The organism is Sinorhizobium terangae (assembly GCF_029714365.1).
GTDB classification, from domain to species: Bacteria; Pseudomonadota; Alphaproteobacteria; order Rhizobiales; family Rhizobiaceae; genus Sinorhizobium; species Sinorhizobium terangae.
On record NZ_CP121661.1, the window covers coordinates 504,357 to 526,348 of the forward strand.

The following is a 21,992-nucleotide window of genomic DNA, read 5'->3' on the forward strand; positions in this document are numbered from 1 at the left end:
GGAAGTTGGCGGATTTCGCCGTTAGCCCACTGGATCCATAATTTCGGATCGAATGGTTGTTGCGGTGTAGAGCGAAGCCTCTAATGGCAGATTTCCAAATGCGAGTTGACACAGAAGATAGTTGGCGCCTGCCGCTTCGAGCTGACCAAGAAGAGCTTGTCGCACAGAAGTCGCCGTTCCTGCTACGCACAATTCACTTTCAATCGCCGCATCGAAGGTCAAGGGCAGGTTTGGCGGTGTCGGGATTTCATTGAGGTCGTAGAGGAATTTGAAGCTCTTGAGCCATTGTTCGTAAGCAGGCACCGCGAGCGAACGCGCTTCTTTCTCAGAGCGTCCAACGACGACCATGCGGAGCAAACCGAGAAACGGTGCTTGATCGTCTACGCCAATGTTGCACTCTCGATGGGCTCGGTAGGCGTCAGTTATCTTGCGGACTGTCCAGGACGGCCCAACGCACGCGATATTTGCGCCGTTCGCAGCCGCCCAGCTTGCGGACTCGGGTCGGTTGGTGGCGATCCATGTCGGGGGATGCGGACGCTGATGAGGCCTGAGCGTCAACGGAACGCTGTTCAGCTCAAAATACTGACCTTGATAGGATAGCGTTCCGCCTCTCATCGCATTCATAAGGATTTTGCTGGCTTCCGCATAGCGTTCCGGTGCCGCGTCGGCACCAATTCCGAAGTAACCCAATTCGATCGGGAGGGAGCCGCACCCTAGGCCCAGTTCGAGCCTGCCGCCGCTCAATTGGTCCAACATGCAGATCTCTTCAAACGCGCGCAGCGGATGGCAAAGGCTAAGCAGCATTACGAGCGGGCCGACACGAAGATTGTGGGTTCGCTGTGCAACGCTCGACAGGAACAGATTTGGCGCCGGGCTTCTCCCATGAGGGGTAAAGTGGTGCTCTGCGAGATGATACGCGTAGAAACCGAGGCGATCACACGTCTCAGCTAACGTCAGGCGATCCGCGTATTGTCGGGCGATATCGCTGCCATTTTCGTCCAAGTGGTCGAAGATGCCGATGGCGAGTTTTGAAGAAGAGCTGTTTTTCATTCAATTATCTCCAACTCTGGCGCGGAAGTTTCGGCCGCTGCCCCCAAGCGACCACTGGCATTGATGCCTTTCTGGTTCGAGAATGGTCTTGTTCCTCAAGTAGATATTGTCCTTCCAAGTTCGCCGCCGGCGGCGCGGTCTTGAAGCGGTCGCCGTCAACTCGCACCGCTTATACCCCCAGGAGTTTTCCTGAGCGGCTCCAGCGACAGGTGACGCCCGTTCTTCGTTCGCAGCTTTACAAAGCGAGGATGTGGGCTTGCCTAAGTTTGAAGATCAGTGGAAGTGCGATGCACACCGGAGTCGTTTCGAAGCCAGTGAGAAATGTCGCTGACGGCTGCGAGAAATGCATCCATTTGGGGTTTGGTACCGATGCTCACGCGGATGCAGTTTTCCAGACCATCTTCAGGGAAGACGGCAACGAGTATCTTTCGCCTTTTCAGGGATGCTTGCCACCAGGTTCCGTCTTGTCCCGAAGGCACTTGGGCCAGCAAGAAATTGGCGTGGGAGGCTGTTACAGAGAAACCAAGCTGTGACAGGGCGACGCTTACTCTCTGTCTTTCACCTTTGATATGTCTGTGGTTCTCTTCATAGGCAACGCGATGGGAAAGGATGCTGATGCCAACCGCGTGGCCGATCACGTTCATGTTGAAGACGTTCTGAAGGTTGCGCAGCCTTCCAATAATCTCGGGATGACCAAAACCGAAACCAACGCGAATGCCGGCGGCGGCATAGCTTTTCGAGAATGTTCTCAAGACCAGAAGGTTCGAATAGCGATCGAGAAGGCGTAGCGCATTGTCCGGTGCAAAGTCGACGTAGGCCTCATCCAGGACGATCAACCGGTTCGATTGGGCTACGAGGCCTTCGATATCGGCCACCGGCACAAATGTTCCGGTAGGGTTGTTCGGATTGGCTACTAGAATGAACTTCGCATCTTTGGCGGCGCCGGAAAGCAATTGCTCTGTCGGCAGCGAATAAGCTTCGCTCAACGGGACCTCAAGAAATTGTGCACCCTGCAACGTGGCGAGTTTGCGGTTAAACGAAAAACCTGGCGAAACCATCGCCACGGCGTCGCCCGGACCAAGGAAAGCCCTATAAATGAGCCCTAGCAGTTCAGACGATCCGTTGCCGGCAATCACCTGATCCCTGCAGAGGCCATAAGCTTTGGCGGCTGCTTCCCTCAAGCTGATGTTATCATCCTGCGGGTAGAGATACTGGCGTTCGAGCGCCGCAACGGCGCTTTGCATCACGGGTGGCGGTAGCGCAAATGGATTCTCATTCGTGTCAAGTTTGACACAGCGAGCATCAGGCACCGGCCAAGTGGACGGCAGAGCATTTAACTCACTCGCCTGCTGCGAAAGAGATGAAAGCACGCTCTGCAATTTTGCGTCAGGCATATATTTCTCCGTTTCAGTCTACCCGTGCGAAGCACCGCCGGTAGTTGAGTGTTAAGCGGAGCGGGTGACGCCTAGCTTGGGCGTTCCTCTCTGGAGCGCGGCCGAATCTTCTGCGTCAGACCGCCGTGCCGCAGAAACACGCTCACGAGATCAGACTGATGGAGAGTGGTCAACGAATTCACTGAGACAATGATGGGATTCTATCTTTATTCTATCATGGTGATAGAATTCTCAGCGCTTGCGGATCTCGGTCGGGTATGAAGTATTTTCTGGCAAGTAGATATCGAACGGCAGGTCGATTTGCCCTGAAGGATCTGCAGTTCCGGTTTCGATTACCCGTGCCATCAACGTCGTCAGCTCGCGGCAAAGCCGCCCTAGCGGCGTGGCGATCGCCATCGTGATAATGCCATCTACGAGCGCCGCCCGTGAGTCCGGCGTAATCTCATTGACGATCGCGACAAGATTTCGGCTTTCGCGCCTCTCGCGTAGAGCCGCGATGGCTCCCTCCATAGCGCCACCAGGCACATAAAATCCGACGAGCTCGGGTTCATGGTGAATGAGATCGAGAGTGGCCTCATAGGTGAGCTGCCGTGTCTCAGGGCTTACGAGCGTATCGAGCACCTCGAAGGTCCGCGCGTTCTCACGGAAATACGAACGAAATCCGATTTCGCGAAGCTCCTGCCCCTGGGAACGGTGACTTGCAACGAAGACCGCCACTTTGCCCGGCCGTTTTGCGGCCTTGGCCACCATCCAGGCCGCCGTCCGCCCAACCTGCCGGTTGTTGAGCCCAATATAGCCCGCGCGTGCGCCCGCAGCGAAATCGGAAAGCAGAGAGAAGACCGGGATGCCTTTTACCTTCAAATCTTCGACTGCTTCCGTGATCGTCGGGTGGTCCGGAGCGACCATGGCAATCGCATCGCAGCGTGCGCCCAAATTTTTGAGTAGCACGACCAGGTCGCCGGGTGCATTCGACGTAACGAACTCGATGGACGGAATGCCATGAAAAGATGGTGCGGCATTCACTGCCGCCTCGACTTCGCGTGCAAAGGCGGCAAAGAAGGGGTGTGCGGGCTTTCTAAGAATAAAACCCAGCCGATAGTGAGGCAGATGGCGCGGCCCCGGCTGCTCCATGAGGCGAGCCGTAGGATAACCGAGCGCGCGGGCCGCCTCGTAGACGCGCCGCGCGGTCTCTTCCCGTACCGGATGGCGGGCGTTCAAAACCCGATCGACCGTCGCAACGCTGACTCTGGATTCGCGTGCGAGATCGCCAATTGTGGGACGCTTGGTCATGGCTCTATCTGATAAATTGTCATCGAGAAAGATGCAAAGACATGATGTATTTTGATGGATATCTATCAACCCATCCACGGCTTTGATGCTGATTTCCGATGCACCGCGGCAGAAAGGCGCCCGAGGGCAGAGACGCAAGAAGTGGAGTAAATGAGCAAAGGCGATTTCAATCCGTCGTTGTGCATCACCGTTCCCCTGAAAGGCCAAGCCGGACCGCGCAACTCCCTCAGCAAGATCTGGACGATCACCTTGTGCAACGGAATCGCGGCGGCGAAACAGAGCCGCGCTATCGCGTTCCGGCGGGCGGCCGAGCATGGTCAACCGGATCGCCCGCTCGGCGACGTTGTCGTCGGTCTCGATCTCCCGTCGTCGAGGACGCGGCAAAGCGACGCACAGCAGGTAATCGCATAACGGATCGCCTCTGCCGCGCTGCTCGAGCGTGGTAGTTTCGTAAGCATCTTGTCCCACCACCGCAGACAAGCTCGTTGGCCCCAAGCCGAATGTAGCCGACACCACCAACAAGCATCGCCATCAGCGCCAGTGTAGGCGCCACGGGTGAGATGGGCACGCCGCGAGGGGCTCCCTTGATCCGCGACCGCTCTCGCGCATTATGCCGGTCAGACAATGACGGATCACGCCCGCGAACTCTCCGCAGCGTTCGTCTTCGCGGGGCGACCCGGACAAACATCCCTTCGCGATCCAGGCTCGATGGGGGACTCGGCCGTGGCAAGCGGCGAAACCATACTGGACGCCTCCTGTACTAACATCTCGCGCATCCACAGGCTTGCCGGGTCACTATCGTGAAGGGCAGGCCATTGAACGGCCTCGGTGAACGGAAGGTGTTGTGGCAGCGGGAGCTCGACGATCCGCAGCGGCATTGTTTTTGCGAAATGCTGCGCCAGCCGCAAAGGCATGGTTCCTATACGCTCGGTCCCCACCAGCATGGGCGGAATCATGCTGTAGCCCTGTACCACGACGTCGATACGTCTCTTCAGGCCGTGCTCGACCAAATACCGTTCCTCGATACCCAGTCTCAGGCTATCCCCGAATCTGACCACAACGTGCCCCATCGACATGTATCTCTCGAATGTAAGTGGCTCTGACAGCTGCTCGTTCGTGCGACAACCGACGCACACGTGTACATCGTCGAACAATCTCGTTCGAGGACGAGCGTTCGACATGAAGATTTCCGGCAGAATTAGTAGATCGACGTCGCCGCGCCGAAGAAGGTCCTCGTTGTCGTCGGATGGGGGAAGAAATTCGAAGCTAACGGCGGGCGCTTCACGCGCCGCACGCTCGACGATCCTTTCAAAAAAGACGAATGTGACGTAATCGGAAACGATGACCCTGAAGCGACGATCCGACTGGGCCGGGTTAAACGGCTCCCAGGAAATGATCGAGAGCTGAATGCGCAGTAGAGCCTCGCGTGCCGCGGGCGCGAGCCGTTCCGCACGCGGCGTAGGGGTAAATTCGCGGCCAGCCATCGTAAACAGCTCATCACGGAAATAGGTACGTAACCGGGCGACGGCCGCGCTCATCGCTGGCTGACTGAGATTGATGCTGCGGGCCGCCGCCGTGAGGTTACGCTCGGTCATCAGGGCGTCGAGCACAACCAGGAGATTTAGATCAAGGCCCTTGAACCGCATGTCTCTTTATCCACCGTGTGGATGTATGCCAGCCGAACCATCGATCGGCTGCTTCATTAGAAGAATACACTTGTCAGAACTCACCGCCTGTATTCGCCGACCGGTGCGCTGTCGGTCCGACCGACCGCCGGTGTTGAATTGCGGGCGTGGCTGCGTGAGATCGCAAATAAGCGTCTGCGCTTCGGACCAGCAATAGAGATAGCTCATAGCTCTGGTCCATTCCGGTCAATTATCCTGGCGGCGGGCCAGTCGGAGATCGGCCGTCCAACAGGCAGGACGATGACAAGTGGATCCTCGACGCGCGTGGGCGGCAGGTCGGTACGCGCGTGTGGCAGCGTGGAGCGTACGGTGATCCCGGTCATAACGGTCACCAGACCGTGTCGGCCGAACCTCTCGATGTGCTTCCGCATCTCGGGCCGAACGGTACCGAAAGCGAATGGAATTTGAAACACCTGCAGTGTTGGAAGCATGACATGGATCGAATGGGCGATCCCGAGTCCCTCAAGATCCGGACGCACCCCATACAAGCCTAATTCAGCCACCAGCAGGTCGACTCCGTCAACCTTGATGAAACGGCGCAGTAAGCCCATGTGGGCCGCTACACCGCTCGAGTCGTAGGCGATTGCACGAAGCTCAGGTCTTGCTCCGGCCCAGCTTTGACTGCCTTCGAACGGCTTTGCATTATAGGCCCCGGTCGGTCCATAGGTCTTCCGAAAGAAGTCTGTGAGTTCAACGTGGTCGGACAGTTGCAACTCATTTTCCCAGCACAATTTCCATCGCACGTCAGCGCGCATGCAAAGAACCTCTTTTTTTCTGTTCAGTGGAGTTGGGAGGTATCGACCTTGCGTCCAAGTTATCGCTCGCTTCCGCAAGAAGCAGTCGGACCACCGCGTAGGCGCCACCCAATTGACAGGCCCTCATGACCGCCGATGACATGGGGGATCAGAGCCTGCGATGATCGGAGCATAACGCATCGCTAATTTGCCGTCTTTCGATGAACTGACAATCTGTGTAGAATATCTGCCAACCCGTTCTCAAGGCAGGGGTCACAGTACGCGACCAGCGAAGGGGGCGCGTTCGAGAAAGTGCGCGCCGTACCGGGGTTGGGATCACGCCTTCGGTAGGGCCGACACGGCGTCGAAACGCGCCGTATAGGCTAAGCGCCGCGCCCGCATTGAGCGCGATCAGCACCCCGAGGGCCTCGGCAATCTCGTTATGTAATGCACCGAGTTCGACCGCCTTCTTCGCGTGAACGGCAATGCAGTCGTCGCATCGCGTGGTCACCGGAAAGCCAAGTGCGATAAGGTCATGCGTCTTCCGATTCCAGAGTACCGATCTTGGCCCCGCTGACTTCGATCGTGTGAAGGTCGCGCAGCACTTCCCGGCTCAAGCTTGGCGAAGTCCCGCAGACCGCCCCCAGCGCGTCGCGACAGAATCGTGCCGATCATCCAGGAGGCCTCTTCGGATCAGAGAAACAGCATCGCCTCCCAAAATCGCGTTCCGTATCAGGTTCGTTTCCGTGACACAGCTGGACGGCCTCCGCAACGCACTTCCTGGACTTGCCCGCATCCGTGATGCCCCAGCTTCCGGCCCACTACATCCCCCGTTGGGTGGGGAGCACATCGCCAGCGACTTCCTGTGGGATAGTGCCGCAGGGCAACTGTGTTCAATCTTGCTTCTACTTCACCGTTCCCGCGAAGCACCATGTCCGGGTCGCTTAACTCCCGTCAGCAAGGCTGGGACGATCGCCATATGCAAAGGTATGGCGGCGGCAAAACAAAGCCGCCCGAACGCATTCCTGCGGCGCACCAAGGTGGTCATGCCGATGACCTGGCCGTCAGCAGGGCCTTCACGAACATCCACGACAATACGAAAATGCAAGTGCCGGGCATCATAGCCGACGACGGCTTCGCGATCGTCGCTGTGCAGGAGCGGAAAGGTACCGATCAGGCCTGAATGCGCAGGGTGCGCGGTTTCGCTCAGCCCGATTATGGGCGCGAGGCGGTTGTGCCATGTCACAAGACTTTGCACCCACCCGGATGCGCTCCCAAGTGCTCGCCGCGCCGCCTCCGCCGCAGTCACCCGCTCGGTGAAGAAAAGAAGCTCGTGACGGTCGGCCCAGTCTGCTCCGGGAAGCCAAGGATTCGGCAGGCTGATGGCCACCCTTCGTGGTCTCATGAACGCTTCCTTTCGCCTTTGCTATCGGTTCGCCGGGGCGGTCACAGCAGCGCTGAATGGCTCATGATTGCGCCGGAAGCCGGCATGAGGTAGGTGGCCGCTTGTCGCAGCCGCACGCCAATCGTCGCACGGTGCGTTCACTCAAGGAGCCGCAGAGCCTTTAGGGACGACGACATTTCATCAAATCGCATGGCGTGTCGCATAAGCCCATAGAGGCGCAACCGCTTGAGCGCAAAGATAGCATCGGAGCCAGACAGCGCGGCTCAAATGCAAATCTGGTGGCAGCTCGCGTCCCTGCATAGCGAGGCCGGCAGCACATGGCCTTGCGGCGACTAGAGTCGCTCTATCAGCGGCGCTGCACGATTGTTGCGCCAAAAAGATCATTCGGTTTATGGTCGCGCAACATTACGCAGGGGTCATTTCGATTCCGAGTAATGTATTCCAATCTTGCAACGGAGAAAAACCGACCGGACCAGAAAAGAAAAACCGCCCCCGAAACAAATCTCGGAAACGGTTTGCTAATAATCAATTTCGCCAAAATTTGAGTAGCAAACCTCACTTCCTCTGTCAACTTAAAAAACACCGTTTCGGTGAACGGAGTTGCTTTGTCTGGTCTCCAACACAGGAGACGACTGTGCGAGAACCGATGCCACCAAAACGGTCGATCGGCCGTAGACAGACGCCCAAACGTGCCGAATTCCGACGCCTGGCACTATCGGCTGAGATCGGGACTGTGACACGCGGACAGCTCGCCGTGCTTGCGCAAAATCTGCCCTGCACGGGGATGGTCAATGCGACCGAGGCGTACCTATTGACCACACTGATCAACACGGCACCTGCGGACGCTTTCGAAAAGGGCGGCCGGCCAATCATCTTCAAGTCGAACCAGCAGCTTGCTTTCGAAATCAATCGTTCGGCCGGACGTGTCAGCCGGCTGCTGTCGAACCTCTTCGACGCCGGTCTGATCACCATGCAGGACAGCGGCAACTATAAGCGCTATCCTACCCGAAACATCGAAGGCACGGTTGTAGACGGTTGCGGGATCGACATGCGAATACTCATCGCTCGTTACCGCGAGCTTGATGAACTCGTAAGGCAAGCCAGAGTCGAAAAGGCCGCCGCAAATGCAGCGCTGCGGCGGTATCGTGGGGCGTTGCGTAATCTCCGTCGTGCGCTCGCGTTTGCTAACTGCATTCCGCAAGGCACGCGGGCCCGGCTCGAGGTGCGTGTTGAAAAAGTCATCACTTTGGTCGGTATCGCGACGAGGGCACCGAGCGTGCTTTTGCGTCGCGCGACCGCGCTTTTAGAGTGGTTTGTGGAGCGCGCTATGCAACTCCCACGACGGCCTGAACTTGCGTTCGCACCGCAGGATTCGGCATGCAGGTGTGCCGGAAGCGACACGCACAAACAGACTACAAGCCCTAATTCACATGAAGAGAGTAATGATGACCGGCCTTCGGCTACCCCCGAACTGACATCAGTTAGCGCTGGCTCCGCCAGCGAATGTGCTTTTGAAGCAAGCCTGAGGCGGCGCAGGAGCGGAATCAAACAACCACGTCATTCGCGGCAGGAATTGGTTGCGCTGCAGGACCTATTGCGAGCCATACCGGCACTAAGCACTTACGGTTTCGCGCCGCCCAGCAGTTGGGCCGATCTGGCCCGAATCGCTCCGCAAATGTGCCGAATTGCCGGTATTTCGGACGATGCGCGGCGCCGCGCCGTCGATCAAATGGGCGAGCAGCAGGCCGCCGTTGCCATCGCCATAACCCTGCAGAAGCTCGATCGGCAGGAAATCTCTTCGCCAGACGGTTATTTGCGGGCAATGACCGGGCGTGCGGTCGCCGGCGAACTTCACCTTTCCCGTTCGATCTTTGGGCTCGCGGCGCGCTACACCATAGAACGGCTGGAGTAAGTTCTCAGTTACATCGCTGCAGAGCCGCGAGGATCTGCCGCTGTCGATGAGTATCTCGACGCGGCACCTCTTTTTCGCGCGCTTGATCCTGCGAAAACTCATCCAGGGAAGATTGCAATTTCGGCGGCCGGGCACGGGAGCCTTCGCCGCGGAACGGAATGCAAGCGTCGTTCAAGCGCGCTCCTGCGTTGTCGTATGCCCGACAATGTCGGACAAACATAGCGTCGGAACTAACCTAGCACGGTATTTCCAAACGACTTTCTCCTTTGGCACGCTACATGCAATGCCGTCTCCAGCCGCATCACAGGCTAGGGAGAAAGGCTTTGTTGCACACTGATTGGCAACGGCACGAGTGCTCGTCGTTTTCACGCGCTGTTGGCGTGAACGCGCCATTGCGCATTACCGTCGCCGCCCCGAAGGGTCCATTGCTGCAACAGATGCTGGTGCGCAAACTGCGGATGTTGGTGGCGGACCTCGCAGGCCTCTTCGGTCAAAGTTGGGTATGGCAGAACTTTCGGCAAGACTTGATCGGACGAACCAAGGCCCTCCATCGTGCCAGCGAGCACGCTCAGGCAGAAGTGGATCCGGTCCGAATCCCATACGGGGCCGCAGCCCAGGCGCTGCACCAAGAGGCCGGACAGATGGCAGCATCCGCCAACGTGCAAACGGTCCAAGAAAACTGCTTGCGTCTTACGGGGCACCCACAGTTTCCCGATCGACGGTCAATACGGCGTTCTCCCCTCCTATGAGATCGACGACGACGATCTCGCCATCGTGCGCGAACATTTCCCCTGGCCGGCTCATTGAGCCGGCCTCGGCTTTTTTGTGCCGCTTGCGTGCGGCAGGCCGCAAGGGAAGCTGCGCCGCGGCCGACGTCAGCATTGCATAGTCCGACAATTGCCACCCGCGCTCTTGCGGCCTTTGCTCTTCGCGGCCTGCCGAAAGGCGCCCACCAAACAACGGGCAATGAAGGGTCATGGAGGGCGGTCGCTGCGCGATCGGAAGCAAAATGAAAAGAAGAGAGATAGAGGCGTTACGCAGCAAAGTGAGCTGCGCGATCGTGCTCGAACAGGCGAACTTCGCAATCGATATCAAGGAAAGCACACGGCGCGCGGTCAAGTTTCGCCGCGGCGGTGAGATTATCATCGTCACGCATGAAGGACGCGGTTGGTTCGATCCGCTCAGCGACGCGAAAGGCGATGTGTTCGGGCTTGTCGAGCATCTCGACCATGTCGGTTTTCTCGAAGGCGCCGAAAAGGTTGCAGATCTCGTCGGTCTTAAGATCACTAAGCCAGAGTGGCGGAATCCAACGTGCAATGGAAGGCACGAGCTCTCCCTTCATGCTCGTTGGCATGCACGCCGCCGCCCGTGGCCCGGCTCGTCGACATGGCGTTACCTCCAAGACGAGCGCTGCCTTCCGGCGGCTTTGCTCCGGGCGGCATTAAAATGCGACCTTCTTCGGGAAGGCCCTTATGGCAGCATGTGGGCAGCGCACAAGGACCATGCCGGCGTTGTGACCGGATGGGAGGCGCGAGGCCCGCAATACCGGGGCTTCGCCTCCGGAGGAACGAAGGTTCTCTTCCGCCTTGGATCTGGAACCGCGTTTCGCCTGGCCGTCACGGAAGCCGCGATCGACGCTTTGAGTCTTGCGGCGATCGAAGGATTGCGTGAGGGCACGCTCTATCTCAGCACCGGCGGCGGATGGTCTCCGACCACGAAAGGGGCGTTGCGGGAATTGGCCTTCCGGACTGACGTCCAGTTGGTCGCAGCAACAGACGCCAATTCACAAGGTGACATGTTTGCCGAGCGACTGCGGTCACTTGCCAACGACGCCGGCTGCGATTGGATGCGGCTTCGCCCGCCCGAGGAGGATTGGAATGAGACCCTGAAGGTCAGGGAGAAGGAAATAGACACAAGACGGAAAGAGGAAGAGGCGTGCCGCATTCGCGCCGCCCACGTCAAGGAAGGCTTCGCCCGGCTTAAGCCGGTCCTTGACCCGGCCGGTCGCGATGTCGGCGGCTCGAAAGGGTCATGAAGGACCGAAGAGGATGGCAAGGTCGAGAGGACTGTGCCGCGCCTTCGGTCCGGTAAACGCGCAAGGAGCCGCAGATGACCTCTTCTCCCGCAATCCGTAAGGTGTTTCAGGGCGTCGCAAGCCGCCAGCAGATGTTCCGCATGTTCGATCGCCACGCGCAGCGACCCAACCGTTGGGAAGGAGACTCAACCCGGCTCCATGCCGGCGAATGGTTCGAGATCGCCGAGGCCGAACACGACTACATGTTCGAAGTCCTTCCGCCGCTCTGGATCCGCGGCTCGATGTTCGCCATGTGTGAGCTGCTGACTGGATCGGTGGCAAGCGTGTTCTTCGCGCTCCGGATCGACGAGGCGATCCGATATTTTCACGGCTATTGCGACCTTTCAGATAAGGCATTCGTTGAGGCGATGCGCGTTGCGATTGTCGATCGCGAGAGCCGTCCGGTGCTCGCCATGACACGGAAGGAGCGCCTCGAGCATATCTGGAGCAGCACGGCGGATGACTATCGCGGCTATGCCGGTGAGCGCTGGCCGGCGGCCTCTCGCGGCAAACGCACCGTGATGCTCTATGGCGGGAAAGAGGGGACCTTTCTGAAGCTGTTGGAAGACCTGACCGACGACGAGATCGCCGCCAAGCTGCCGGTGCATCTGCGCTATCTCTCGCCGATCGCGGCATGAGGAGGTGCTGTCATGCTCACGTTCCCGATCGCATCCGTGCGCGAGGTGATCGCGCGCGGCCGCGCCGATGCCGAAGCCAATGGCGGCTTTCGCAATCCCTATTACGGACTCCTGCCCGGCAAGGATGAACAGCCGGGCCTCTGGCTGGTCGGAGATCATGGGGTTTACATTTTGTCGAACGGTAAGCTTGCCGACGGCGCGAAAGCCCTTGTCGTCTTTGCCGAAGAGCGCAATCCGACCAGTAACGACGACTGGCTTGACGCCAAGCGTCGGACATTCGGCGGCGACGATGGTGTCGACTTTATCGATGCCGAGCGGCTGGAGGCGATGATCGCGGCGAGCCCCAATGCCACGCATCTTCGCGTCGTGTTCTTGGCCGACACCATGCAGATTTCGGTAGTCGAGCGCGCCTAGCGCTTTGCCGGCCATGGCCGCACAGCCAGCCATAAACGGCTGCCCTTTCCACCCCCTCCGCGTCCGATCGGCTGTCCCTTGCGACAGGACGAAGACGCTCGCCCTCTGACCAAGGAGCTATTCGATGAGCAATGATCCCTTCACCCTTGATATGTTCGCCGGCAGCGCGCTGTCGTCGGGTCTCGGGTTCGGCGTCACCGCATTTGGCGGCTTCGCTGCCAACGACGACGATCCCGATCCGACGCCGCCCTCCCCCTCCCCCGCGCTCCCTCTGCCGGCGGCCAAGCAGCCGGCGTCAAACAAACAGGCCCATCGCGCCAATTTCTATCTCGACGATGGCGACCGTGGCTTGGCCGCCACGTGGAAGGAACGCGCGCGAATAAATGTCGCCGCCATCCTGACTGCCAGCGAAATCGACAAGCAGGATCGGTCTGCCACACATGACGAGCAAGCGAGATTGATCCGGTTTACCGGTTTTGGCAGCTCGGATCTGGCGAATGGAATGTTCCGTCGCCCTGGTGAACCGGATTTCCGGGCGGCCTGGGAAGATCTCGGTAGTTCTCTGGAGTCGGCGGTCAGCGAGGCGGATTATGCTTCGCTGGCGCGCTGCACCCAATATGCCCACTTCACGCCCGAATTCGTAATACGGGCGATCTGGGCAGGCCTGCGGCGGCTCGGATGGCGCGGCGGCCGCGTGCTGGAACCCGGGATCGGGACGGGCCTGTTTCCGGCGCTGATGCCAAAGCTCTATCGCGACGTGAGCTACGTCACCGGCATCGAACTCGATCCGGTCACGGCGCGTATCGTCCGGCTGCTTCAGCCGAAAGCGCGAATCATCAACGCGGACTTCGCGCGCACCGACCTCAATCCAATCTACGATCTGGCCATCGGCAATCCGCCCTTCTCCGATCGGACGGTTCGCTCCGACGGGCACTATCGCTCGCTCGGTCTCAGGCTGCACGATTACTTCATCGCGCGGTCGATTGATATTTTAAAACCTGGCGCATTGGCTGCCTTCGTCACCAGCGCCGGTACACTGGACAAGGCCGACAGCAGGTGCCGAGAGCGTATTGCCAAATCCGCCGACCTAATCGCCGCCATCCGTCTACCCGAAGGCAGTTTCCGGCAAGATGCCGGTACCGACGTTGTGGTCGACATCCTGTTCTTCCGCAAGCGCAAGGCCGGCGAACCGACATGCGATCTCGCCTGGCTCGATCTGGAGGAAGCCCGCGCTGCGACCGAGGGGGAGGGGCCGATCCGCGTGAACCGCTGGTTTGCACGCCATCCGGATTTCGTGCTCGGTACCCATGCGCTCACTGTCGGGCAGTTCGGTGAAGGCTACACGTGCCTGCCGCGCGCCGGCGAGGACCTCACGGTGGTCTTGAATGCCGCCATTCAATTGCTTCCCGAGGGTATCTATGACGGCGAGCCCGGCGAAATTGACGTCGATCTCGAAGACGAGCTGGCCGAAATCGTCGACCTGAAACTCGACAGCACTCGGGTCCGCGAAGGCAGCTTCTTCATCGACAACAGGCACGGTCTCATGCAGATCGTCGACGGGGCGCCTGCGGCGATAACGGTGCGCAAGGGCCGCGGCACCGACGGCATCCCGGAAAAACATGTTCGCATCATCAAGAAACTGATCCCAATCCGCGACTCCGTGCGCGAGGTGCTGAAAGCGCAGGAGATGGACCGGCCCTGGCGCGACCTGCAGGTGCGGTTGCGTATCGCCTGGTCGAGTTTCGTGCGCGACTTCGGAGCGATCAATCATACGACGGTGTCGATCAGCGAAACCGAGGAGACTGGCGAGATCCGCGAGATCCATCGTCGCCCAAACCTTGCACCCTTTCTTGACGATCCGGATTGCTGGCTGGTCGCCTCGATCGAGGACTATGACATCGAAACCGATACGGCCAGGCCAGGCCCGATCTTCTCCGAGCGCGTCATTGCGCCCCCTGCCCCGCCTGTGATCAGCAACGCCGCCGATGCGTTGGCCGTCGTGCTCAACGATCGCGGCCATGTCGATCTTGAGCATATCGCCGAGCTCCTGCATTGCGAAAGCGATGCGGTCGTCGATGAGCTCGGTGATGCGATCTTTCGCGATCCGGCCGACGGCTCCTGGCAAACCTCGGACGCCTATCTCTCCGGCGCCGTGCGCACGAAACTCGCCGTCGCGGAAGCCGCGACCGGGCTCGATCCCGCTTATGAGCGCAATGTCCGTGCGCTTCAGGCCGTGCAGCCCGCCGATCTACGCCCGTCGGATATCACCGCACGGCTTGGCGCGCCCTGGATACCCGCGACCGATATCGTGCAATTCGTGTACGAAACGATGGGTGCCGAGATCAGGATCCATCACATGCCGGAACTCGGCTCATGGACCGTCGCGGCGCGGCAACTCGGATGGACGGCAGCCGGCACATCCGAATGGGGCACCGATCGCCGGCACGCCGGCGAGCTGCTCGCCGATGCGCTGAACAGCCGGGTGCCGCAGATCTTCGACGTGTTCAAGGATGCCGACGGCGAGCGGCGGGTCCTGAACGTCGTCGACACCGAAGCGGCGCGCGACAGGCTGCAGAAGATCAAGCAAGCGTTCCAGAACTGGGTCTGGACCGACCCCTATCGCACCGACCGGCTCGCGCGGGTCTATAACGATCGCTTCAACAATATCGCGCCCAGGCGTTTCGACGGCTCGCACCTGAAACTGCCCGGCGCCTCTGGCGCCTTTGTTCTTTATGAGCATCAGAAACGCGGCATCTGGCGCATCATTTCGTCCGGCTCGACCTATCTGGCGCACGCCGTCGGCGCCGGCAAGACGATGACGATGGCGGCAGCCATCATGGAACAGCGCCGGCTGGGGCTGATCGCCAAGGCGATGCTGGTGGTGCCCGGCCATTGCCTGGCACAGGCCGCCCGCGAATTTCTGGCGCTTTATCCGAATGCCCGCATTCTCGTCGCCGATGAGACCAACTTCACCAAAGACAAGCGGGCCCGGTTCCTGTCGCGCGCGGCAACGGCGAGCTGGGATGCGATCATCATCACCCATTCAGCGTTCCGGTTTATCGCCGTACCGTCGACCTTTGAACAACAGATGATCCAGGACGAGCTGCAGCTCTACGAGGATCTTCTCACCAAGGTCGACAGTGAGGATCGCGTTTCCCGCAAGCGGCTCGAACGGCTGAAGGAAGGCCTCAAGGAACGACTAGAGGCGCTGTCGACTCGCAAGGACGATCTGTTGACGATTTCCGAGATCGGCGTCGACCAGATCGTCGTCGATGAGGCGCAGGAGTTCCGCAAGCTTTCCTTCGCCACCAACATGTCGACCTTGAAAGGCATCGATCCGAATGGCTCGCAGCGCGCCTGGGACCTTTACGTCAAGTCACGCTTCATCGAGACGAAGAACCCCGGCCGCGCCCTGGTTCTTGCCTCGGGTACGCCGATCACCAACACGCTAGGAGAGATGTTCTCGGTCCAGCGCCTGCTCGGCCAAGCGGCGCTGGCCGAACGTGGCCTGCACGAGTTCGACGCCTGGGCTTCAACCTTCGGCGACACCACGACCGAGCTGGAGATCCAGCCGTCCGGCAAATACAAGCCGGTTAGCCGTTTTGCCTCCTTCGTCAATGTTCCCGAGTTGATCGCCATGTTCCGCAGCTTCGCGGACGTGGTGATGCCTGGGGATCTCCGAGAATATGTTAAAGTACCTGTTATCTCGACGGGCCGGCGGCAGATCCTGACGGCCAAGCCGACGCAGGCCTTCAAGAACTACCAGACGATCCTCGACGCCCGCATCAAGGCGATCGAGATGCGTGAGGGACCTGCGCATCCCGGCGACGACATCCTGCTCTCCGTCATCACCGACGGGCGCCATGCCGCCATCGACCTGCGCCTGGTCGATCCAGCCAATGACAATGAGCCGGACAACAAGCTCAACCTGTTGGTCCAGAACGCACATCGTATCTGGCGGGAAACCGCGCAAAGTACCTATCTGCGACCGGACGGCAAACCGTTCGATCTGCCCGGTGCGGCGCAAATGATCTTTTCCGATCTCGGCACCATCAATGTAGAGAAGACCAGAGGTTTTTCGGCCTACCGCTGGATCCGCGACGAGCTCGTCCGCATGGGCGTTCCGGCACCCGAAATCGCCTTCATGCAGGACTACAAGAAGACCGAGGCCAAGCAACGCCTGTTCGCAGACGTGCGCGCCGGCAAAATCCGCTTCCTGATCGGCTCGTCAGACACGATGGGAACCGGTGTGAACGCGCAGCTTCGCCTCAAGGCGCTGCATCATCTCGACGTCCCATGGCTGCCTTCGCAGATCGAACAACGGGAGGGCCGGATCGTGCGGCAGGGCAACCAGCATGATGAGGTCGACATCTTCGCATATGCCACGCAGGGTTCGCTCGACGCCAGCATGTGGCAGAACAACGAGCGCAAGGCCCGCTTCATCGCCGCGGCCTTGTCCGGTGACACGTCGATCCGCCGGCTCGAAGATCTTGGCGAGGGTGCTGCCAACCAGTTCGCCATGGCCAAGGCGATCGCGAGCGGCGACGAACGTCTGATGCAGAAGGCGGGGCTAGAGGCCGATATTGCCCGTCTCGAACGGCTGCGCGCCGCCCATGACGACGACCAGTATGCGGTGCGTCGGCAGATCCGCGATGCCCAACGCGCCATAGAGATTTCGATCCGGCGCATCGCCGAGATCGGCAGGGACATCGAGCGTCTCATTCCGACGGCTGGCGATGCCTTCGTCATGACGATCAAGGACAAGGCTTACGACGAGCGGAAGCTTGCCGGACGCGCGCTTATGAAGGAAATTCTCACCCTCGTCCAACTCCAGCAGGAGAAGGAAGTCGTCATCGCCTCGATCGGCGGCTTCGATCTGGTCCATTCCGGCGAATGTTTCGGTAAGGGAGATGGATATCGCTATACGACCCTGCTTCAGCGCACTGATGCGGACTACGAGATCGATTTGCCGGTAACTGTGACGCCGCTCGGCGCCGTCTCCCGCCTCGAGCATGCGCTTGACGGGTTTGAAGACGAGCAGAACCACTATCAACGCCGCCTGGAGGAAGCGCAGCGGCGCCTTGCCTCCTATCGCTCGCGTCAGGGCGGCGCGTTCGCCTTTGCGGACGAACTGGCCGAGAAGCGCAGGCGGCTTCGGGGCGTCGATGAGGCATTGGCGGCCGCTGCACGCGATGAAACGGCAGAGGCATCAGACGCGGCTTAAGGCACCGCCAATTGCTGACATGCGTTCGCGCACATGGTTTTAGAAGCAGCAGCGCAGCAAGTGCATAGCTGCATTGCACAATAAATGTTTTCCATCCGATCAAAAAATGAGCATTGGTGCCACAGCTGATGCACATGGCGGCTTCCTCCCAGTTCCGCCGTATCAGCTGTTCCCTCTGGAGGTTAATTGACCTCCACACTTCATGGGCCGCGGTTTCCGCTGGCCCATTTTTTTCTGCAGATCACGCAGCCTCAGGCTTCGGGGCGCCAGAATGCCAGCATCCGCTTGGTTTCACCGGTTGTGCGCCGGCGCTGCCACTTGGGATCGCGCGACAGATATTGAAACGGATCCCTGTCGTCCCGCTCGGCTTCTTCCAGATAAGCCCGCCAACGATAGTGGTTGTAGGTCTGCACCGCATTGATGGCGTAGTGCATGGCGATCTCCCTGTGACCGCGGATTACGATGAAGTTCTCATCGTTGTCCCGACTGGCCGCCTTCGAGAAGTTGTGCGAACCGGTAACGACAATGGGGTCATCGCTGAACGGGTCGATCACCAGGACCTTCGAGTGCGTGATTGCGTGGCCGATGCTGTTCCTGAATTCGTTCGCGGTTCCTTCGACCGCCCATCGGCCGACGGACATATCCACGCCGGTTGCCTGGGCCGTATCGAGGAAGAACTGCTCGGGAACCTGCTTCAGCAACTTGAAATCTTCAAGCCCGTTGCTCGTCAATTGCGTCGCGACCCCGCGAACATAGAGGTCCTTCTCGCTCTGCATCCGAAGGAGGGTCCGCACCGGTTCATTCCCCGGCTGGAACATGACGAAGAAAATGCCTTGGCGCGCGCCCTTCACGAGTTCGACCAGCTCCTTGATATCGATCTCGCGGCTGACCTTGGAGAACCAGCTGTCGACCTTGGCGGCTCCAAGGGCAATATCCCGCCTTGGCTTGTTGTTCGATTCTAACAGTTCGTCCGAGAAGGCGTGGCCGGCGCCTTTGAGGAGCTCGAATTGCGCCTCGAAACGCGTGGCCAGCCCGGCATTTTCGATCAGGATGCCGTTGTTGAGCTGCGTGCAAAGGCCGGTGGGCGTCCAGTTGAGACTACCGGTCCAGACTTTTGCGGGACGAAACAGATCACCGTCCCGCTCACCGATGACGACGAACTTGTTATGCGCAAGACCGTCCGGCGCCAGGAACCTGTCGTATATGACGCAGCCCGCGTCGTTCAGGCGGGCGCGGGCCTTGGCGTTCTCATCGTCACCCTCGTGTTTGACGCTCCCGTTCGCAAGTACGATATGTGCACGCTCGCCGATGGCCGCGAGGCCATCGAGCAGTTCCTCATCGCTGAGTTCGTAAAGTGCCGCGTGAAGCTCGAGTTGAGGCGTGCGCTCCACCTCGCTCATCATGGCAAGAACGGTTTCGCGGAGCGTTCCGCCGAGAAAATTGCGAACGCTACGGTCCACTTCCTCGCTGATGATGACGGCCTTTTCCTTGAGCTCCTGTAGGGTGATTCCTTTCTCCTTCATGTACCGTGCCATGAACTGGGACAGGACAAAGCCCCGGTTGAAATGGACGCTGACCCCGTCGCCGCAATCAGCCGTCAGGCGCCATGTCGATGACCAGTCGCTCGCCGGCCCGTCCGTCAGTTTTCCATCAGCTCCGACGACCCGCGCGATGACGCGATAGGATATGACGTCGCCGAGATCAGCGGCATGATCGGTCCAGTCGTAGCGTTGAAACGGCCACATGTCGGACGGGCGCGACCTGTAGCGTTCGCCATGGGGATCGAGTTCGACGTCGTCCTTGAACCCGACGCGATTGGACAGGAACTTTGGCTCTGCATCGCCTCGCTTGCACTGGATTGCGAAGCCCAGGCATCCGGCGATGTCTTCCTGATGCGACCACACCAGGTGAACATCGTCCGCGTTCGAAAATACCTTCAACGCGATTTCAGACATCAAACCCTCCCCTTGTTCGATCTCACCGGATCGCCAGCTACGTTGACTGGATCATGTATAGGCAAGGAATAGTTGTGCGCGTGTGACAGTGGATCACTTCGAAGTGGGTTTGAAGCAGGAGTAATCGTCCAAGGAAGAAAAAAGAGCGGAGAAAAGGTGAAACCCGTCGCAGATCGGTCCGCCGGCTGCCGCTGGCGCTCAACCGCGCCTCTCGCCATCCCGGCCACTCGTCCTTCGCAGGGCTGTCAGCCCCGCTCGTCCGTCGCGGCAGCGATGCTCGGCCGCAGTTGCACCCGGCCGGCCGCTCCGCGCTCCGGGTCGTGTCTTCGGGAAGAAAGAAGACGCGAGAAGGACCGGTAGAGGGCCGTGTCCAAATCCCGAGAAGGAGCATCCCATGCAACTGATGAAGCTCGATCCGCGTGCGCTGAAGGACAACCCCGACAACACGCGCCAGTCGAAGTCGACGCCGCAGGCGGACGCCCTGCTACTGGCGACGATCAAGGCCGTCGGCGTGATCCAGCCGCCCGTCATTTTCCCGGAAGCTGGCGGCAATGGTTACATCATCGAAGCCGGTCACCGCCGCACCCGCATGGCGATCGCCGCCGGCATCGAGGAAATCGACGTGATTGTCGTCGAGGCGGCCAACGACAACGGCGCAATGCGCTCGATGATCGAGAACATCGCCCGCGAACCGCTCAATCCCGTCGATCAATGGCGTGGCATCGAACGCCTGGTCGCGCTCGGCTGGACCGAGGAGGCGATTGCCGTGGCGCTCGCGCTTCCCATCCGCCAGATCCGCAAGCTCCGTTTGCTTGCCAACGTCCTGCCCGCCATGCTCGACCAGATGGTCAAGGGCGACATGCCGAACGAACAGCATCTCAGGACGATCGCGGCCGCCTCGCCCGACGAGCAGAAGGAGGTCTGGAAAGCCCACAAGCCGAAGAAGGGCGACGCTGCGGCCTGGTGGCAGATCGCCAACGGCCTCTCTAAAACCCGCATGTATGCCCGCGATGCGCGTTTTGGCGACGATCTCCGGCAGGCATACGGCATCGAGTGGGCGGAAGACCTGTTCGGCCCGGCCGACGAGGACAATCGGTACACTACCAACGTCGAAGCCTTTCTCGGCGCCCAGCAGGAATGGATGAGCAGCAATCTCCCAAAGAAGGGCGCAATCGTCGAAGTCAACAATTGGGGCCAGCCGGAACTGCCGAAGAAGGCAAGCCAAGTCTACGGCAAGCCGGCCAAAGGCGACTGCACCGCGATGTACCTCGATCGCGACGGAAAGGTGCAGACGGCGCACTACCGGATGCCCGAGACCAGGCCCGCCAAGGGCAAGGACGACGCGGACGTCATCGATGCACCCAAAACACGGGCGGATGTCACGCGCGCAGGTTTCGACATGATCGGCGACTTCCGTACCGACGCCCTGCACGAAGCGCTTGCCCGGGCGCCGATCGAGGACGAGACGCTGATGGCGATGCTTGTTCTCGCCTTTGCCGGGCAGAACGTCTCAGTCGACTCCGGCTCGGAAACGTCGCAGCATCTCTACGGCTCCAGGCGCTTCGCGCGTCACGCCGTCCGGCTTATCGGCGAAACCGGCAAGCTCGAGGTTGACAGGGATACGCTTCGCGCGGTCGCGAGGCTGACCCTGATCGATGCGCTTTCGGCGCGCACGAACCGAACGGACAGCGGCATCGTCGCTCGCATCGCCGGCGATGCCGTCGGAGCCGACAGCTATCTCCCGAACATGGGCACGGACGAGTTTCTGTCATGCCTGTCGCGGGCGTCGCTCGAAGCGTCAGGCGCGGCGGTAAATGTTCCGCCCCGGCCTCGGGTGAAGGACACACGGGCGGCCCTGATCGAGCATTTCAGGGAAGTGCGCTTTGTGCACCCCTCCGCACTTTTCACTCCAGACGATACGAAGCTGGCCGAATGGCTCGCCAAGAACATAGAGCATGGCGGCGAGGACGACGATGCACCTGCTGAAGAGCCGGTGCACGGCATTGAGGGTGTGGGCGGCCTTGAGCCGGAAGATCCGGCTGACGATGAAACGGTGGTCGAACCTGATCTGCAGACCGACGCCGATGGGTGCAACGACGATCTCGACATCCCATACGCGAGCGCAGCCGAGTAGCCGCCCCTCCCTATTCCCTCCGATCTATCTCTGCCGCCGGCCATCACCGGCGGCGGTTTGGTTTCCAGCAATTGCCAACTTCA

Annotated in this window: 16 protein-coding genes; 6 read left to right on the forward strand and 10 right to left on the reverse strand. The window is 60.0% G+C overall.

Translation table 11 applies throughout. The features are described from left to right. Positions 1–21: 21 nt before the first annotated feature. The 7 genes from QA637_RS30570 to QA637_RS30600 form a co-directional block, all read right to left on the reverse strand. On the reverse strand, positions 22–1,050 hold the full coding sequence (locus tag QA637_RS30570) for an LLM class flavin-dependent oxidoreductase (RefSeq protein WP_283067657.1): 1,029 nt from the start codon (positions 1,048–1,050) through the stop codon (positions 22–24). 260 nt (positions 1,051–1,310) lie between these two features. Then, a complete protein-coding gene (gene hisC, locus QA637_RS30575) occupies positions 1,311–2,444 on the reverse strand; it encodes a histidinol-phosphate transaminase (protein WP_283067658.1) in 1,134 nt (377 codons plus the stop codon). A 231-nt stretch (positions 2,445–2,675) separates the two neighbouring features. Then, positions 2,676–3,734: a LacI family DNA-binding transcriptional regulator gene (locus QA637_RS30580; RefSeq protein WP_283068059.1), complete on the reverse strand. Its 1,059-nt coding sequence runs from the start codon at positions 3,732–3,734 to the stop codon at positions 2,676–2,678. Positions 3,735–4,366: 632 nt separating this feature from the next. Then, positions 4,367–5,380 carry a LysR family transcriptional regulator gene (locus tag QA637_RS30585; RefSeq protein ID WP_283067660.1) on the reverse strand — a complete coding sequence of 338 codons (1,014 nt, stop codon included), beginning with the start codon at positions 5,378–5,380 and terminating at the stop codon, positions 4,367–4,369. Between the two features lie 203 nt (positions 5,381–5,583). Then, entirely contained in the window at positions 5,584–6,174 is a 591-nt protein-coding gene (locus tag QA637_RS30590; RefSeq protein WP_283067661.1) for a NodA family N-acyltransferase, read from the reverse strand. 148 nt (positions 6,175–6,322) lie between these two features. Beyond that, on the reverse strand, positions 6,323–6,664 hold the full coding sequence (locus QA637_RS30595; RefSeq protein WP_283067662.1) for a carboxymuconolactone decarboxylase family protein: 342 nt from the start codon (positions 6,662–6,664) through the stop codon (positions 6,323–6,325). A 399-nt stretch (positions 6,665–7,063) separates the two neighbouring features. Beyond that, entirely contained in the window at positions 7,064–7,543 is a 480-nt protein-coding gene (locus QA637_RS30600; protein WP_379937361.1) for a DUF2867 domain-containing protein, read from the reverse strand. Between the two features lie 661 nt (positions 7,544–8,204). Here QA637_RS30600 and repC point away from each other — a divergent pair. Beyond that, complete coding sequence (gene repC, locus QA637_RS30605) at positions 8,205–9,470, forward strand: plasmid replication protein RepC (protein WP_283068061.1); 1,266 nt, start codon at positions 8,205–8,207, stop codon at positions 9,468–9,470. Positions 9,471–10,160: 690 nt separating this feature from the next. On the opposite strand, the gene QA637_RS30610 is transcribed toward repC, so the two are convergent. Together QA637_RS30610 and QA637_RS30615 are read right to left on the reverse strand one after the other, a co-directional pair. Beyond that, positions 10,161–10,352, reverse strand: a complete 192-nt coding sequence (locus QA637_RS30610) for a hypothetical protein (protein ID WP_283067665.1) — start codon at positions 10,350–10,352, stop codon at positions 10,161–10,163. 151 nt (positions 10,353–10,503) lie between these two features. Then, positions 10,504–10,701: a hypothetical protein gene (locus QA637_RS30615; RefSeq protein WP_283068072.1), complete on the reverse strand. Its 198-nt coding sequence runs from the start codon at positions 10,699–10,701 to the stop codon at positions 10,504–10,506. On the opposite strand from QA637_RS30615, the gene QA637_RS30620 reads away from it, so the two are divergent. The 4 genes from QA637_RS30620 to QA637_RS30635 all read left to right on the forward strand — a co-directional run bounded on the left by QA637_RS30620 (position 10,672) and on the right by QA637_RS30635 (position 17,820). Continuing rightward, positions 10,672–11,505, forward strand: coding sequence for a DUF3991 and toprim domain-containing protein (locus QA637_RS30620; RefSeq protein ID WP_283068062.1), 834 nt, complete (start codon positions 10,672–10,674; stop codon positions 11,503–11,505). The two genes, QA637_RS30615 and QA637_RS30620, sit on opposite strands and share 30 nt — an antisense overlap. A gap of 74 nt (positions 11,506–11,579) precedes the next feature. After that, complete coding sequence (locus tag QA637_RS30625) at positions 11,580–12,182, forward strand: DUF1419 domain-containing protein (RefSeq protein ID WP_283067666.1); 603 nt, start codon at positions 11,580–11,582, stop codon at positions 12,180–12,182. 12 nt (positions 12,183–12,194) lie between these two features. Next, entirely contained in the window at positions 12,195–12,596 is a 402-nt protein-coding gene (locus QA637_RS30630; RefSeq protein ID WP_283067667.1) for a DUF3085 domain-containing protein, read from the forward strand. A 124-nt stretch (positions 12,597–12,720) separates the two neighbouring features. After that, a complete protein-coding gene (locus QA637_RS30635) occupies positions 12,721–17,820 on the forward strand; it encodes a helicase-related protein (protein WP_283067669.1) in 5,100 nt (1,699 codons plus the stop codon). A 251-nt stretch (positions 17,821–18,071) separates the two neighbouring features. Here QA637_RS30635 and QA637_RS30640 read toward each other — a convergent pair whose 3' ends face one another. Then, the gene (locus QA637_RS30640; RefSeq protein ID WP_283067670.1) at positions 18,072–19,775 is read right to left on the reverse strand and encodes a phospholipase D-like domain-containing protein; all 1,704 of its coding nucleotides are present in this window, start codon (positions 19,773–19,775) and stop codon (positions 18,072–18,074) included. Between the two features lie 394 nt (positions 19,776–20,169). Here QA637_RS30640 and QA637_RS30645 point away from each other — a divergent pair, with 394 nt between their 5' ends. Continuing rightward, a complete protein-coding gene (locus QA637_RS30645; protein ID WP_283067671.1) occupies positions 20,170–21,909 on the forward strand; it encodes a ParB/RepB/Spo0J family partition protein in 1,740 nt (579 codons plus the stop codon). Positions 21,910–21,992: the final 83 nt, after the last annotated feature.

Coding starts and splice junctions, on each gene's coding strand:
- QA637_RS30590 (WP_283067661.1), bottom strand. CDS start 6,174: ATGCGCGCTGACGTGCGATGGAAATTGTGCTGGGAAAATGAGTTGCAA.
- hisC (WP_283067658.1), bottom strand. CDS start 2,444: ATGCCTGACGCAAAATTGCAGAGCGTGCTTTCATCTCTTTCGCAGCAG.
- QA637_RS30580 (WP_283068059.1), bottom strand. CDS start 3,734: ATGACCAAGCGTCCCACAATTGGCGATCTCGCACGCGAATCCAGAGTC.
- QA637_RS30570 (WP_283067657.1), bottom strand. CDS start 1,050: ATGAAAAACAGCTCTTCTTCAAAACTCGCCATCGGCATCTTCGACCAC.
- QA637_RS30640 (WP_283067670.1), bottom strand. CDS start 19,775: ATGTCTGAAATCGCGTTGAAGGTATTTTCGAACGCGGACGATGTTCAC.
- QA637_RS30630 (WP_283067667.1), top strand. CDS start 12,195: ATGCTCACGTTCCCGATCGCATCCGTGCGCGAGGTGATCGCGCGCGGC.
- QA637_RS30645 (WP_283067671.1), top strand. CDS start 20,170: ATGCAACTGATGAAGCTCGATCCGCGTGCGCTGAAGGACAACCCCGAC.
- QA637_RS30625 (WP_283067666.1), top strand. CDS start 11,580: ATGACCTCTTCTCCCGCAATCCGTAAGGTGTTTCAGGGCGTCGCAAGC.
- QA637_RS30610 (WP_283067665.1), bottom strand. CDS start 10,352: ATGCTGACGTCGGCCGCGGCGCAGCTTCCCTTGCGGCCTGCCGCACGC.
- QA637_RS30615 (WP_283068072.1), bottom strand. CDS start 10,701: ATGGTCGAGATGCTCGACAAGCCCGAACACATCGCCTTTCGCGTCGCT.
- QA637_RS30585 (WP_283067660.1), bottom strand. CDS start 5,380: ATGCGGTTCAAGGGCCTTGATCTAAATCTCCTGGTTGTGCTCGACGCC.
- repC (WP_283068061.1), top strand. CDS start 8,205: ATGCCACCAAAACGGTCGATCGGCCGTAGACAGACGCCCAAACGTGCC.
- QA637_RS30635 (WP_283067669.1), top strand. CDS start 12,721: ATGAGCAATGATCCCTTCACCCTTGATATGTTCGCCGGCAGCGCGCTG.